This is a genomic window from Bradyrhizobium uaiense, from assembly GCF_010811875.1.
GTDB lineage: Bacteria > Pseudomonadota > Alphaproteobacteria > Rhizobiales > Xanthobacteraceae > Bradyrhizobium > Bradyrhizobium uaiense.
The window spans coordinates 1-14,927 of the sequence record NZ_VKHP01000232.1 but is presented as its reverse complement, the minus strand read 5'-3'; the positions used below and the strand labels follow the sequence as shown (position 1 = coordinate 14,927).

Annotated in this window: 12 protein-coding genes and 2 pseudogenes; 8 read left to right on the top strand and 6 right to left on the bottom strand. The window is 59.2% G+C overall.

Annotated elements, in window-relative coordinates:
- The 4 genes and pseudogenes from FNJ47_RS37210 to FNJ47_RS37195 form a co-directional block, all read right to left on the bottom strand.
- Window positions 1-200 (bottom strand): annotated as a pseudogene (locus tag FNJ47_RS37210) (hypothetical protein); the annotation flags it as partial.
- Window positions 201-214: 14 nt separating this feature from the next.
- Window positions 215-931, bottom strand: a complete 717-nt coding sequence (locus tag FNJ47_RS37205; protein ID WP_236000310.1) for an outer membrane protein — start codon at window positions 929-931, stop codon at window positions 215-217.
- 503 nt (window positions 932-1,434) lie between these two features.
- Window positions 1,435-1,737, bottom strand: a complete 303-nt coding sequence (locus FNJ47_RS37200) for a hypothetical protein (protein ID WP_175068473.1) — start codon at window positions 1,735-1,737, stop codon at window positions 1,435-1,437.
- A gap of 122 nt (window positions 1,738-1,859) precedes the next feature.
- The gene (locus tag FNJ47_RS37195; protein WP_283811342.1) at window positions 1,860-2,345 is read right to left on the bottom strand and encodes a DUF992 domain-containing protein; all 486 of its coding nucleotides are present in this window, start codon (window positions 2,343-2,345) and stop codon (window positions 1,860-1,862) included.
- Window positions 2,346-2,719: 374 nt separating this feature from the next.
- On the opposite strand from FNJ47_RS37195, the gene FNJ47_RS37190 reads away from it, so the two are divergent.
- The 4 genes from FNJ47_RS37190 (at window position 2,720) to FNJ47_RS37175 (ending at window position 6,299) form a co-directional block, all read left to right on the top strand.
- The gene (locus FNJ47_RS37190; RefSeq protein WP_236000309.1) at window positions 2,720-3,202 is read left to right on the top strand and encodes a DUF2721 domain-containing protein; all 483 of its coding nucleotides are present in this window, start codon (window positions 2,720-2,722) and stop codon (window positions 3,200-3,202) included.
- A 230-nt stretch (window positions 3,203-3,432) separates the two neighbouring features.
- A complete protein-coding gene (locus tag FNJ47_RS37185) occupies window positions 3,433-4,434 on the top strand; it encodes a helix-turn-helix domain-containing protein (RefSeq protein ID WP_163160838.1) in 1,002 nt (333 codons plus the stop codon).
- A 218-nt stretch (window positions 4,435-4,652) separates the two neighbouring features.
- Entirely contained in the window at window positions 4,653-5,594 is a 942-nt protein-coding gene (locus FNJ47_RS37180) for a helix-turn-helix domain-containing protein (protein WP_163160837.1), read from the top strand.
- A 117-nt stretch (window positions 5,595-5,711) separates the two neighbouring features.
- The gene (locus tag FNJ47_RS37175) at window positions 5,712-6,299 is read left to right on the top strand and encodes a hypothetical protein (protein ID WP_236000308.1); all 588 of its coding nucleotides are present in this window, start codon (window positions 5,712-5,714) and stop codon (window positions 6,297-6,299) included.
- Between the two features lie 987 nt (window positions 6,300-7,286).
- Here the strand turns inward: FNJ47_RS37175 and FNJ47_RS37170 are convergent.
- On the bottom strand, window positions 7,287-8,717 hold the full coding sequence (locus FNJ47_RS37170; RefSeq protein WP_163160836.1) for a DUF1254 domain-containing protein: 1,431 nt from the start codon (window positions 8,715-8,717) through the stop codon (window positions 7,287-7,289).
- A 771-nt stretch (window positions 8,718-9,488) separates the two neighbouring features.
- Between FNJ47_RS37170 and FNJ47_RS37165 the strand changes: the two genes are divergently transcribed.
- Window positions 9,489-10,793, top strand: coding sequence for a TAXI family TRAP transporter solute-binding subunit (locus FNJ47_RS37165; RefSeq protein ID WP_163160835.1), 1,305 nt, complete (start codon window positions 9,489-9,491; stop codon window positions 10,791-10,793).
- Window positions 10,794-11,045: 252 nt separating this feature from the next.
- A pseudogene (locus FNJ47_RS37160) lies at window positions 11,046-12,287 on the top strand (ISL3 family transposase); the annotation flags it as partial.
- Window positions 12,288-12,617: 330 nt separating this feature from the next.
- Here FNJ47_RS37160 and FNJ47_RS37155 read toward each other — a convergent pair.
- Window positions 12,618-12,992: a hypothetical protein gene (locus tag FNJ47_RS37155; protein WP_163160834.1), complete on the bottom strand. Its 375-nt coding sequence runs from the start codon at window positions 12,990-12,992 to the stop codon at window positions 12,618-12,620.
- A gap of 290 nt (window positions 12,993-13,282) precedes the next feature.
- Between FNJ47_RS37155 and FNJ47_RS37150 the strand changes: the two genes are divergently transcribed.
- Complete coding sequence (locus FNJ47_RS37150; protein WP_163160840.1) at window positions 13,283-13,738, top strand: (2Fe-2S)-binding protein; 456 nt, start codon at window positions 13,283-13,285, stop codon at window positions 13,736-13,738.
- Window positions 13,722-14,846 carry a molybdopterin cofactor-binding domain-containing protein gene (locus FNJ47_RS37145; protein ID WP_236000307.1) on the top strand — a complete coding sequence of 375 codons (1,125 nt, stop codon included), beginning with the start codon at window positions 13,722-13,724 and terminating at the stop codon, window positions 14,844-14,846. The genes FNJ47_RS37150 and FNJ47_RS37145 overlap by 17 nt, the downstream gene beginning before the upstream one ends.
- Window positions 14,847-14,927: the final 81 nt, after the last annotated feature.

Genomic DNA, 14,927 nt, shown 5'->3' with positions numbered 1-14,927 from the left:
TTTTGCAGATCGTTCGTGATCACTTCGATATCCGAATCGTACGCCGCCTGGATGGTCGACTGACCGCCGATATAGGCGGACATCTTTTTGAGGATGAGCGAGGCGTCATCGCCCTGTGCCTGCGCGCTGCCGGCGAGGATGGCTGCGCAGAGGACAACGCCAGGCGCGAAGGCGCGCCGAACGAGAGCAAAATTGATCATCGATGCGATTCCGCTCAGAACCGATAGTTGACGCCGGCACGCACGATATTCAGGTCATCCGTGCTCACTCCGGTGCCGACAACTTTCGTGTAGAGATACTCGGCTTTCAGAGACCAGTTCGGCGTGAGGCCATATTCGACGCCCAGACCAGCCGAGATGCCCGGACGCCAGGACGAGCCCGAACACGGCAGGACGCCAAGCGTGCCGCAGGGCACGCCGGCAATGGTCGATGCATTGGCGCTCGACTTGACGAAGGCTCCGCCGCCGGTGACGTAGAGCAAGACGTTGTTCATGGCGACGCCGACCCGCGCCCTCGCCGTTGCAAGCGCGCTAATGCTCGACGAGGTGTTCAGCGTGACGCCCTGCCCGAGGCCGAAGATCCTGGGTGTTACTACGGACGAGCCGCTGATGTTGGCCCAGTCAATGTCACCTTCCAGACCGAGCACGACATATCCTTGCTGAATCTGCGCGCCCAGTGTGCCGCCGATCATACCGCCGTTGATGTCGAAACTGGCACGATCGAACCTGTTGGAGAAGAGCACCAGCGGGTCCTGGTTACCCCAGCCATACCCAGCGTTGCCGCCGACATAGAACCCCGTCCAGTTATAGACGGCGACGGCTGGAGCCGGCGCTTTGTAAGCGGGCGACGCTGGCAAATCCGCCGCAATCGCATAGCCGCCCATCATTCCCGAAGCTGCGATCGCAACTGCAAACTTACTAATCTTATTCATTACCCCACCAGAGTGATTGAAGAATTTCGTGCAGCATCAAATCGCATCTGGCGCGCGCAACCCGCTATGCAGAATCTGACGTCTGCTCTCAATTTTTCCACCTGTGGCGCAGTTGCCGCAGCCGAAACATCGCGCCATCGATGCTGACCGCAGGCCTACCTTCGCGAGTTGCCGAATATGCAAATTCTGACAGATCCGGAGATCTGGAGCGGCGGTCGGGTGCTCTGGCTTGGTTGAACTTTGCCGAACGCCATCATGGTCAGCAGCGTGCGAAATGCAGCGGCGTCTTCGGCGGATCATCGTCGCCAGCACGGGCAATTCCACTGGCGCAGAAATCAAAACGGAGGACACAGCGGATGCAATGGCGCGCGTTTTGGCGCGCCCAACTTTTGTAGTCGCACGCAAGACGTATTCCTCGAGCTTGGTGGAACGATATCAACAACACGCCCGAACGGTCTATGCAAATTGTGCCAGTGCATAGGCCGCCGCATCGCGGGCGGCTTCTACGGCAGATCTGCCTCGTTGGCGTCCTCCAATGAGGCCGGCTCAACAAATGGCGGCTCGGACACTTCCGCAAGCCAATGATGAATGAGCGTCGAGGGTATTGCCCGTCGCGGTGTGCAGGGATTGATGGTGCCCGCGGTCACGATGTATCCTTGCTCGAATTTCTCGCGCGCAAACCTCTGGGCATCGAGCTTGGTCGGAAAGCTCTCACTCTGTCTCTGCCGTCGTTGCGCCGATGCTTTGCGCACTCTTTTCGGCACCTCAAACGAAACATACCATGTTTTCGACAGGTCAGTTGGCACCGGGTCTTCCGATTTGCTTTCCTGTTGGCTCGCCTATCTCTGCGCGCTCGCTCCCGCCAAGCGCTTTCTGCACGACGAACTGGAGCCGCGTCCCATCCCGTCACGCAAAAAGGCGTGGAGCTTCAATAGACCGGACGCAGCTGCAGGCCGGAAAGGCCGACGGTGACATCAATGGCAATTGATCCCTCTACGGAGACGGGCTGCAACGCAAATGACCGCCCCGAGCCACCAACAAGGACATTGACGCCGGCGCCTAGGCCGAGGCCGATATCGCCTGACGCCCCGACGTATTCGCCGGCGAGAGCTCCGACCTGGGGGCCCGCGGTCGGAGCAAGAACCGCCCAAGCGAATGCGCCTCCTGCCGAAACGCCGATATCGATTCCGACGGTGTTGAGCGCGCCTTCATAGAGTTGAATCGGGAACGGCGGATTTTGAGTAAAGCGACAAGACATCGATTGATGACCAAATATGACAAACCCGACGCTAGGGTCTACCTTGCACGCCAGCATGCCAATCTGGGTCCAAGATGCCTGTTGGGCGCCCGCGGAAGACACAGAGCCAGACCATGCCCCGAAGGCGCAGAGGACAGCCAGAACCTGTGCGCGCATTCGCTTCCCCATCATCTCGCAAAACCTCGTTGATCGCGGGCAGGCGCTAGTCCTGAACCGCCTTCTGCTTCTCGTAGATGAGCATGCGCAGGGCCGACGAGACTATGCAAAATCGGCAGGCCGAACCCGACGTGAGCGAAAAATCGCACCTCGACGGCTGAATAGCGGGCGGCCCATAGCCGAGCCGCTTTGCACATGCGTGCGTCTGCCTGGCGTAAGCGGGAACGACGAGGCTGGACAAACCAGTGGTTGCTCTGCCAAAAATTGCATAGTCGATCCTTGTATGCGCGCGCTGGCCGATTTTTCAATCCGGGCATTTCGCCCCAACTGCGCTTGAGATTCGGGGCGCGCGTACCTGGTTAACGGAGAAAAGGATGCAGATGCTGATCGACACACCGACCGCCGCGCACCTGTCGCAGGTCATTTCGCAGGTGACGGCACCAGCATTTCTCCTTGGCGCAGTTGCAGCTTTCGTTTCGCTTCTGATCGGACGGATGAACCGCGTTGTCGACAGGCTACAGGCACTGCACGCTACAATCGACTTCGACATTTCCCCAACGCACCCCGACATGCCGCACCTCAGGCGCCGGGCCGTGCTTTTGAACAAGGCGATCGTTCTTTCGACGATCAGCGCGATTGTCACGTCGCTCCTGGTGATCCTGGCGTTCGTCTCCGCCTTCTTCCAGTTTCGGCACGAATACGGGGTTGCTCTGCTCTTTGTTATTGCACTGAGCTTCTTCACTCTTTCGCTGGTGGATCTGGTCCGCGAGGCCCGCCTGTCGCTGCATGATCTCAGCCATCACAAACCAAGCCGAAGCCCGCAGCAAAATGCCCCGTTTCAAAATTCAAACGTCTGAGCGCTCCGATCATCCATCATTCCTCGTGATAGCCCAGACCAAGTTGGTAGCTGGATGCCGCCAACATGAGACACGACTGCCCTTTCGGCTTCAAAAAATAGCTTCATTAAGCAGAAGTTGTATGCGATAGGATTTCAACTTACATTTTTTGAAGACGATGTTTCGTTCGAGCGATCTCTCTCAGGCATCCAAGTGTTGCGGAGGTATCCGAAGTGTTTTGGGTTAGAAGGATGAGGATCGAAGATCCGCTGCTTTGTCCGAGTGCCGTTCAAGGAATGGAGACCAACGTATTTCCGATGAAGCGTGGCCAGCTCGATCTGACGATTGAGCAGATTGGTTTGGATCGGCTTTGGATGAGCCACTACAAGGTGAACCTGCCTCAAATCTGTAGATTTGCCGTCCGGCCCGGTCGCAGATCCATCAGCTTTCTGCCGCAGTTGGAGGGCCCCTCGATTCAGCACTGCGGCATGGATGTCGCGCCGGGCGATATCGTTATCGACAAGCTCGACGTGTTGCAGCACCAGCGCGCCGGCACTAATCATCGCTATTGTGGAATGTCGCTCCCCGAGGATGAACTGAGTGCAGCGCTGGCGACCGTCGTTGGAGCTGACTTTCTGGAAAAGCAGCTGGCAACCCGCGTGGTTCGGCCCCGCCCGGAGTTGATGTCGCGCCTGTTGAAGATGCACCAAACCGTCGGCGAGTTAGCCCGTTCGACGCCGGGCGTTCTAGAATCGCGTGAGCTACGTCGCGGATTCGAACAACAAATGTCTTATTTGATGGTTCGATGCCTTGCCGAAGGCGCCGGCGTCGAGATCACAGCTGGCAGGCGGCGTCACGATGCGATTATCGCGCGGCTCGAGGATTATCTGGCAGAAAACTCGGACCGCGCCATCTATCTGACCGAACTCTGCGCTGCGACGAACGTTTCCGAGCGGACGCTGCGATCGGCTTGCGAGGAACATCTCGGCATGGCTCCGATCCGCTATCTCACGATGCGAAGAATGTATCTGGTCCGGCGCGCGCTGCTGCGCGCTGACGCATCCAAGGCCACCGTTACCCATATCGTGACCAATTACGGGTTCTGGGAACTCGGGCGCTTCTCGGTCGCCTACCGCACGCTGTTTGGAGAGTTACCCTCGGAAACACTGCGACGGCCCGCGCAGGATCCCGATGTCCACCTCATTCGACCCACAACGCTGCCAACCGAAGTCTTCGTGGGACGGCTTCACTAGTCGCAGCATTTGCTTTACCCGAGCGTGGAGATCGACCGGCCGATTTGCACCAGCGCAGCTTCGAAATATCCTTCCGCTCTTTGAAGCGCCCTTTTGTCTCATGGCGCAGGAATTGCATAGTCGCCACCTGTCGATTGCCTGATGGTGCCTCATCGACGGGCCCCATGGGCATCAAATGGTCGCAAGAGCCATCCGCCCGTCCGATGGGACGAAGGAATATGGCTGAACGCTCCATTTCAAGGTTTGACGATTCCGGAGCCTGCGAAGCTGGCTTTGGCGATATCGGTGTCAATCTCACGATAACCGGTCCTGGGGATTTCGAAGCGGAGTTGCTGCGGCTGAAACTGGACCATCTCGTCATCATGCGGCTGCGCGAATCGCTGCCGCGCATTGCCAGCATTTCGCTCGCAGCCGACAGAGTCTTTTTGTCCTTTCCAGTTGGCCGGGTGAGCCTGGAATGCGACGGGCTAGCCTTCCAAAGCGACCAGATCGCCTTTCACGGCCCCGGCCAGCGGATGCATCAGCGATCGAACGGCAAATGCCAATGGGGCCTGATATCCTTGCCCATGGAGCAGCTAGCAAAGAGTGGTGCGGCATTGACCGGCGAGCCAATCCTGCCCCCGCGCTCCACCAGACTGCTCCGCCCTTCCCGTGCGGACTTGTCCCGTTTTCAGCTGCTGCTCCAACACGCCTGTCACCTGGCGGCTCCTGCAAACAAACTGATTGAGCAGCCCGAAGTGGCAAGGGCGCTCGAACAGGACACAATTCATGCGGTGATCCATTGCCTCACCGGTGACGGGACGGAGAACAGTTCCAGGACCCGCTCCAACCACGCCGCCTTGATGGCACGCTTCGAAACAGCGCTACACAAATCCGTCGACCGGAAGATTACGTTGCCGGATCTTTGCGCCCAAATCGGCGTGGCCGAACGCACATTGCGGATGTGCTGTCACGAGTTTCTCGGCGTAAGTCCGATGCGATACCTCCTGTTGCGCAGGCTGAACAAGGCCCGCGCCGCGCTACGGCGCGCCGATGCCTCCACTGCGAGCGTCGCCAGCATCGCGCGGGAGCATCAATTCTTCGAGCTCGGACGCTTTGCTGCAACGTACCGTGCAGCTTTCGGAGAAACGCCGCTGACGACGCTTCAGCGCAAGGCTTAGCTGCGCTCGGGACGGCCGCACGTTTTGCCGATTTTGCATAGGCGGCCGGTTTCGGGGTGTCTACGGTCCACGCCGACCAACGTGCCGGAAGCCCCGGCCGATCGCAAGGAGAACGAGATGCGCAACAAGAAAGCCGTGCATATTTGCATGGGATTGCTGGCGGCGACGTTACTGCTCGACACCGGGACTGCGCAGGCTCAGAGCGCGCCCAACGGACAACTGAAGACGATCGGCACGCCCTCGGCCGCACATGCTCAAATTGTGCCATCGCTCATCGTTCTCAATTCGCGCAGCGCAACGTTGCAAGGCGACAGCCTCGTGCTGACCGGCGTCATGCCGAGCTCGATCATATTCGCCGACCGGCCCGTGCGCGCCGCCGGCCATCAGCTCACGGCTGACATCATCGCCGACTGGGGCACGGGCAAGGACAGCTTTACCAGCGATCCTCCGAACGCGACCGTTTCGGTTTTCAATACCAAGGACGGCTCCGTCAAGGATGCCGTGGTTGTCCTGAAAAATCCGAAGCTGGATGGGGACAAGCTCGTCTTCACGGTTCAGACCCTCGAGGGCGATCTAAACGGTGCCGATGGCGGAGCCTCGATCTTCATCGATATCATCGGCCGCCCCTTTACGCCGCTTTCCTTTGCGGGCGTCGCGCGGCGCACCGCATTCCGGGGCGCGATGTACGCTCGGCCCTATTATTGAACGTGTCTGGCGCCGGGCGGCAGCGTAGCTGCCGCCCGTTCCGGTTCGGCCCTTGCAGCCGGCCTCGCCGTGCCGTGGTCGAGTATTCGAAACATGGTTTCTCTCGCGTCGGAAGCGTGGATCACAGACTGGCTATGGAGACCCCCCTTGATCGTCCTTGCGTCCGTCATCCACGTCATTGGTCTCGGAGCGATCGAACTTGGCGTTGAGCAAAGTCTGGAACGCGCGAAGAGAGTTGGCAGACATCTGACGACATTTGTGGCGGTGGTGGGAGCGACCGTGCTGTCGGCCACCGCCTTGCACGCCATGGAGGCAGCTGTCTGGGCCGGAGCCTATCTCTGGCTCGGCGCTCTGCCCGACGAGCGCTCAACGATGCTGTATTCAATTGGCGCGATGACGACCTTGCCATGCAGGCCTCCACCTTTCCGACCGCTGGCAGATGTTGGGGGCGCTCGAAGCTCTCAACGGCATGCTGCTGCTTGGGCTGACCACGGCCTTCCTCTACGCCACCATACGCAACGTTCATGCTGCCGTGTTAGGCACGCCAGCGGCCGCTCTCGAGGACGTCGCAGAAATGCGAACGGTCCATCGGGTTGACCCAACGCGTCAGTCCAGGTCCTGAACGCAAACAGCCGTTTTCCGGGCATCGGCGGACCAGCCGCTGAAACAGCCCGGCGGCTCCCCTCCTAAGGGAAAATCGCAACCGATCGCAGATTTGGAGATGGGAGTGCGCTGAGAACCGGCGGCATCACAGCGCCACGGCGAAGCAATAGCGCACATCTCCATCGGCCGTGGCGCGCGCCCCTCCACGCAGATCCAAAAGCCGCTGGTTTACAGGAGGCGCTTCACACGATCGCCCCGGTTACGTCTCCCGCCAAGACGCACATCTGCACCGTCGCTGAACTTTGCTGTTGGCGACGGTGCAGTAGGATCACGAGGTCATTCGGCCATGCCGGCCCACGCAGGGGCCGGCATCAGTTCAATTTCTCAAGCCCCGACCTTCTTGGCGGGGGGAACCGTCCATGTGCCGTTGATGATCGACGGATCGGTTTCTTGCGGCCAGTACATGCGCAGCATGAGGATGAAATCTCCTTCGGGCGCGGGAAGCCAGTTCGACTCCTTGTCCTTACCAGGGGAGTCCTTCTGGAGGTAGAGGTCGGTTGAGCCGTCCGGATTTTGCTTCAGCTCCTGACGCGCGCTGATCGAGTAGCGATTGAGCGGATTGTTCACAAAGAAGTAGCCGCTGTTGTACATCGTGAGCGACCAGAAGCCCTCCGCCGGGGGCAGATGCCCCTTGGGGAATCGCATGACGTACTTGTTTGCGCCATTGTACTTGCGGCCATCCGCGTCCTTTTGCGAGGTCGGATAGACCGCATCCTGCGGACGATTGGCGCCGAGCCCGATCGCGGTGATAAGGGCCCGCATCAGATAGTCGGTGCCGTAGATGCCGGTTCTCGTTGTGAAGTCAAAGCCGTTCTCGTTCTTGACGGCCTTGTTGACCTTGAACTGGATCATGATCCTGTCGAACGACACCTCCGGCACACGCTTCAGGAAGTCCGCCTTGAGCTTGCTCTCGTCAAAATCCTGTCCGGGGACGATGCCGATGCGGGCAAATTTGGCAAGCTGTGGGGCGTCCGCTTCGTTTGGCGGATTGGTTTTCATGAGCTCGCAGAGCAGCTTGAAATACGACACCGTGTCCATGCGATTGACCTGTTCGCGGACAGCCGTCTTCATGTCGATCGAGGGATCGACCTTGCCCGCAGGTGGCGTGTACGGCTTGCCATATGCGCTGAGCGGAACGAGCTTGCACTCGTCCTGCAGCTTGTGGACGGCGGCGTAGTCCTCTGGCGTGCCGGTGCAATAGATGCGGCCAAGCAGCCACACGATGTTGGTCTGCGACTTGTACTCCTTCACGCCCTCCGGCAGTGTGCCTTTCCAGCCAGGTCCGGTGATCGCGTAGGTCTGTGCTCCGGTGCCGGTGGTACGCTTGCCCGGCACTTGGAACACCGTAGTCCAGCCGTCCAGCATCGGCATCAGGAAATAGCGCCCCTTCATGTCCGGGATGCTGAGGACCCACGGTTCTTTCCCGACATCGAAAAAGGAAGTCGTGTAGAGCGTGTCCGCGTTCGGTGCCGTGACGTCCTTGAATGAGGCATCCGGATATTGGCGCATCTTGATGATCTGCCCCATCGGCGCTTTGGTTTCCGCGGGTTCGGCGACGTTGGTGAGAACCCGGCGGGTCATCTCCATCGTCACCAGCGGATAGCCGAAAACGTAGGCGTCGCTCGCGAGCCAAAAATCCTCGAGGCCCTCCCTCATGCCAAAGAAGGAATCCTGCGCAAGGGCTGATCGTGTTGCAGCCGCACCTGCCAGCAGGCCCATGCCTCCCAGCGCAAGATTACGACGAGTGATCTCCATTTTGTTCTCCTGATACCTGATTGAAACAACTTCAAACGATTGGCGAGTGGTGACGATACAACTTCCAGTATCCTACCGCAAAAACTCGTGCTTCATCGGCGCCCACGAGCTCCGGGTCGATCGCCTTTGCATCGAATGCCTCCCGTGCCATGTTGAGCGAGCTGGCATACGAGCCACTCCTCGTCACCTTACCAGCTTACGGAGAACTTGGCGGCCCGCTATGCAAATTCGGCAAGCGCGAGCTATGGTCGCGGACCAATGGACGCAGGATCGGTTTCGGTGCGATCGCGAGGGACTTTTCCCGGCACGCGGCCAACGGCCCCTCACCCTTTTGCCGAAACTGCATAGCCGATCGGGAGAAAATTGGCGCTTATAACTTCTTCCATTGCGCGTTCGCCCCGACGCCTGGGGGGAGCGAAGGCGCGCTTGGCCGGTTCGCGAGGAAACCATTCAATGAAGGCATTCAATGCAGATTTATACCCCGTCAGCCGCGCACCTGTCGCAGGTCACTTCGCGGGTGACCGTGCGCGGGGCGCGCCTCTCGCTGCATGAGCGCACACATCATAAGCAAAGCCAAAGTCGGCTCGCGGCGTCGAATGGAGCTTGATATCCCGGTCACACTGAAGCGTCACCAGCGCTCGAACAGCACCTTGCCGTGATCCCTCGCCCGACGGAACGGAATACAAATCAGGGACAAGACACGTCTGTGTCAGAGAGGCGCCGTTGATCACGCTTCATCGCTAGGCTTAGCTTTAGTCGGAGAATTACTCGATGACCGCCATCAAACTACCGGCCTGGCTTCGTATCATGATGGTGAGCGGCGCATTGCTGCTGGCAACTGGTACGGGGCTGTCCGCCTATTTCTGGTACACTCGACCGGTTACGTTGACCGTCGCGGTTGGATCGTTTGATGGTGAAGCCGATAAGGTCTTGTCGGCCATCTCCAGTCGCCTGACCGCCACGTCAGCGCCAGTGAGACTCCGGGTTGTCAGCGAATCGAGCGCCCTCGAGGCCGCCAATGCCTTTTCATCCGGCAAGGTCGACCTCGCGGTCGTCCGCGGCGATGTTGGTGACTTGTCGCGAGCACAGGCAGTCCTCGTGCTCACACATGCGGTCGCGCTGATTGCAGCACCTCCCGGCTCGCCGCTGAGCGACGTGGCGAGCCTGAAAGGCCGTCGCGTTGGCGTGGTCGGCGGAGAGATCAACAGGGCCGTCGTTAACGCACTGCGCCAGCAATACGATCTCGACCGCGCAAACGTGAAATTCAAGGATGTCTCGTTGCCTGAGGCGCGCCAAGTAGTCGACTCAAGGAGCGTCGACGCGCTTCTGCTCGTCACTCCCCTGACTCAAAAATACCTATCGCTCGCGCGCAGCCTCTTTCCGCAAACCCCAAAATCCAAACCGGTTCTCATTCCCATTGAATCGGCCGACGCGATTGTGGAAAGTCATCGTGCCTACCAAAGTTTCGACGTGCCGAAAGGCACGCTCAGAGGTTCGCCGGCAGTCCCGGATGATGACCTGACGACGCTACGCGTGTCTTTCTACCTGGTCGCGCAGAAGAAGCTTAATGCCGACACCATAGCCGATCTGACAAGATCGCTTCTCGCCGCGCGCCGGGACCTCATCGGCGAATTGCCGATCCTGGCCCAGGTCACCGCTCCTGATACGGATCCTGACGCCTTCCTGCCAGTCCACGCCGGTGCAGCGGAATATTTCAACGGCACCCAAGAAAGCTTCTTGGACGAGTGGAGCAATGCGATCTACCTGACTCCGATGATCCTTGGCGGACTGGCTTCGATCATCGCCGCAGCGTGGAGGTTTATCGGCTTGCGCACATCGAAACCTGATGAATCGGCGCTCGATGCGCTCTTTGCACTCGCTCGCCGGGTTCGCAAGGCCCAGCACGAGGATGAATTATCCAACATTGAGGGCCGGATCGACGACATCTTGACCGACCAGCAGTTCAAGATTGCAAGCGGAGACGAAGATGCCACCGATATGGCGACATTGAACGTTGCTGCGAACAGGGTCGAAAGCCTGATCCATGCCCGCCGGGCCACGCTGAAGCCGTCGTAAACTATAATCGGACGTTGCCCACTTCTACCGTGGCCAGAAACCGCAACGTGGGGGCACGGAAGCGCCGAAACGCTAAAGGCTTTTGCCGGCGCGGCTATCTTAGGATTCGCGGGCCGGCGGCGTTCGCAGATGTGTACCGAAGTGGCGCTCCCTAGGGGAAGGCTGTCATTCGGCTTGCAATATTGGCTCTGACTCACTTTTGATGCAGTTTTGGGAACGTCTGGCGCATTGATTGCGAGGAGAATCAGCGCCATGCAGCAGGCACTCCAGCGCTCCAGTCTGGTGCCGAGTGGGTTTGTTGTAGAGAGTGCGTACTTCGAAGGTGATAAGGCCGTATTGCGGTTCGGGCGTCGGGATGCGTTGGTCTGTTCCCATCTTGCGGAACGGTTTCCCGACGCGTCCACAGCCGGTACCGGCGCCGTGTAACCGATCTTCCCCTTTCGGGGCGGATCGTACAGCTTCTGGTCATTGCTCGTCGCTTCCGTTGCGACGCCGTCCTATGCGGGCGCCAAATCTTCACCGAGCGCTTCGCCGAAGGGGTACTGGCACCATCGGCGCGACGCACAGCAAGGCTGGATTCTATCGTCCATCACCTCGGTCTGGCGCTTGGCGGCCGCCCGGCAGCAGGCTTCGCAAAACGGCTGATGCTGCCGGTGAGTAAGGACACGCTCCTTCGCGTAGTTCGGCGCCCGTCCGCCGGCTGATCGGCTCAGGATTATCGGCATTGATGATTGGGCCTGGCGGCGCAATCATCGATACGCCAGCATCGTCTGCAACTTAGAACGGCGCCGGGTAGTCACTCTGCTCCCGGATCGGGAGCCGGCAACTGCCCAAGCCTGGCTCGCTGCTCATCCCACGATCGCGATCGTTGCCCGTGACCGCGGCGGAGGATATGGCGAAGCGACAGCAAAAGCCTTGCCGCACGCGATACAGGTCGCAGATCGCTGGCATCTGATGGAGAACGCCAGTCGCGCCTTCCTCGATGCCGTTCGCAAATCGATGCGCCAGATACGCACAGTGATCGGTGCGACGACGATTGATCCCAAGCTGCTAACAGCCGCAGAGCGGATCCAGTATGAGGGTTATCTGCACCGCGAGGAGACCAATGCGGCTATCCTGGCTCTGTCGAAGAACGGCATACCCATCAAGCAGATCGTGCGCCAGACTGGTCACAGCAGGAAGCTGGTACGACAGGTGATCCGGGGCGAAAGAAACGATGTCTTCCGGACCCGGCAAAGTTCGTTGGACTTGCATTTGCCATGGCTCGACGATCAGTGGGCATCCGGCTGCCGCAACGGAGCTGAACTTTGGCGCCGGTTAACGGGGCGCGGCTTCCGAGGCTCGCTCCGCGTCATCAGCGAGTAGGCGACCCGCAGGCGACGGGCCGAAAAAGCCGACGCACAAAATCTTGCGCAGATCCCGTCAGCCAGAACAATTGCGCGCCTCATGACAATCGGGCGGGGCCCCAAGAATAAAACATCAATAATATCAATTACTTAAAGGACTAGTTCGATTCCTACTTTTCCGGAAGGTTCTTCTTGGTGCATTGAAAATGCACGCAAAAGTCCGCGGCAGCCATCCGTTCTGTCGGTATTTTTGTCGGTATCGCAAATCCAAACCTTCGGAACGAATTTCGTCATTGCCGAACGAACGAATTGAGCAGGCGGGCCGCCGTCGCGCCGGCGTCCGCGATGGCCTTAGCGCTCCCCGCATCCAGGCGTTGTACAGAATGATCGGCCGTCCCTTGACGTGAAGCTCAGCGAACACTTTCGCCTTCTCGATCTGGCTCATGTTGGAGATCCTTTTTGATGGTGGTTTATCGGATCACGAACGAGGGTGCATCGGAGCGCTCGGCGTTTCTGTTGGGAAGATGATCCCGCCGCGATCACGCAATGGGCGATCTCGGCGACGAGCAGCGCGACGAAGAGAACCATGCTGATCAATGGCGCCTTTAGCGGCTGTTTCGATTTCCGGACGCGGATGCGTGCGTTTGACAGCGGCGATCTCCTCTCGCTGTGAGCTCGATTTCTTTTGATTATACCTGACATCAACACTGCGGTGGTGGACGTTTAGTCCACTTAACCAGTACCGCTGCCGACGATGCGTATGCCGCACGACACCGTCAATTTTGAAGGCGGCGTCGAAGTGTGACACATCGATTGCATTTAGCATCAACGGCTTTTCGATAAGCGCGTTCACTACAATCGCCATCGAGGACGGCAAGTGAAGCATTCCTTTTTGGAATGGAAAATATACATGCCGGCTATTGGAAAAGCTCGTCCCATCTTGCGATTAAAGGTTACGGCAGTCACACGCTTCATTGACAGGCCAGATGCAACTTAAGCCTGGGTTCTGGGACGTCTCCGCGCTGACGAGGACGTGCCATGCTCCTGAAGTGCCGTATCTGGTCCACCGATTTTTTGCAGCATGTTGGTGAACGATTGCTCGTCAGCTCGCCGCTCACTCCCAAATACGCGCAGGAGACACCGATGGCTTTTACCCTAGAGATCAACGGCAAACACCATGAGGTCGATGTTGACGGCGATGCTCCGCTTCTGTGGGTACTGCGCGATGTGCTTGGAATGACCGGGACCAAGTTTGGTTGCGGCCAAGCGCTTTGCGGCGCCTGCACCGTGCATGTCGACGGCCAGGCGGTGCGCTCTTGCCAGACAACGATCGACAGCCTTGGCGCCAGCCCAGTCACCACGATCGAGGCGATCGGCCACACGCCGGAGGGCGCGGCCTTGCAGAAGGCGTGGCTGGAGCTTGAGGTGGTGCAGTGCGGCTATTGCCAGTGCGGCCAGATCATGTCGGCGGCGGCACTCCTGAAGGACGCGCCAAAGCCGACGGATGACGACATCGATGCTGCTATGTCGGGGAACGTCTGCCGATGCGGCACTTATCAGCGTATCCGCGCTGCGATCAAGCATGCTGCGGGAGTTTGAGATCATGGATAAGCTTACCTTGGCAGAGCGGATGTCCGATGAAACAGCGATGTCGCGGCGCGCCTTTCTACAGGGCACAGGTTTGCTGCTTGGCTTTGCCATGACCGGTGCGAGCGCGGAGCCGGTCTTTGCGGCATCAGCTTCGCAAGTAGTCGAACACGAGGTCACGGGTACTTTCGCGCCGAATGGATTTATTCGGATCGATCCAACCGGCGCAGTGATCCTGGTCATGCCGATGGTCGAGATGGGACAGGGAGTTTACACGTCGCTCACGATGCTTTTGGCTGAAGAACTGGAAGTAAGGCTTGACCAGATTCAGGTTCAGCATGCGCCACCAAATCACGCGCTTTACGCCAACTCTATCATAGGCATTCAAAATACAGGTGGGTCCGCCTCCATTCGCGCCTTCTGGACACCGCTGCGTCAGGCGGGGGCGGTGGGTCGTAATCTGCTGATTGCAGCGGCCGCAAAACGCTGGAATGTTGATCCAGCGACTTGCCGCGCCAGGGATGGCGTCGTGTTCGATTCGACGGGCTCCAAGCATCTGAGCTATGGTGAACTTGCGGACGCCGCGGCGAAATTACCCGTGCCACCTGCGGCTAACGTCAAATTGAAGGATCCGAAGGATTTCCACCTGATCGGCACGCGCGCCAAGCGCGTCGATTCAGCAATGAAAGTCGACGGACGCGCGCTCTTCGGCATCGATACACGACTGCCGGGCATGAAGGTTGCGGCGGTTGCGATTTCGCCCGTGCTGGGTGGCAAAGCCAGGACGATAGTCGAGAAGGCCGCGCTCGCAGTGAGGGGCGTCCGGCAGGTGGTCAATGTCGATGAAGCTGTCGCCGTGGTAGCGGATCACATGGCTGCAGCAAAGAAGGGCCTCGAGGCCGCTGCCATCACGTGGGACGATGGCCCGAACAGCAAGGTCAGCAGCGCCGACATCGTCAAGCAACTGGCGCAGCAATCCCACAAGCCGGGCGCTGTTGCCCGTAACGTCGGTGATGCGGGGAAGGCACTTACGGAGGCGGCGCAACGGGTTGACGCCGTCTATCAGGTACCTTTCCTGGCCCATGCGGCGATGGAGCCGTTCATCTATTGGCCTTCCTGATGTTCTTCGGAGCGTTCGTGCTCGCTGAAAAAGCCGGTATCGTAGCGCGCCTGCTTGGCCTGTTAATGGCGATCATCGTTC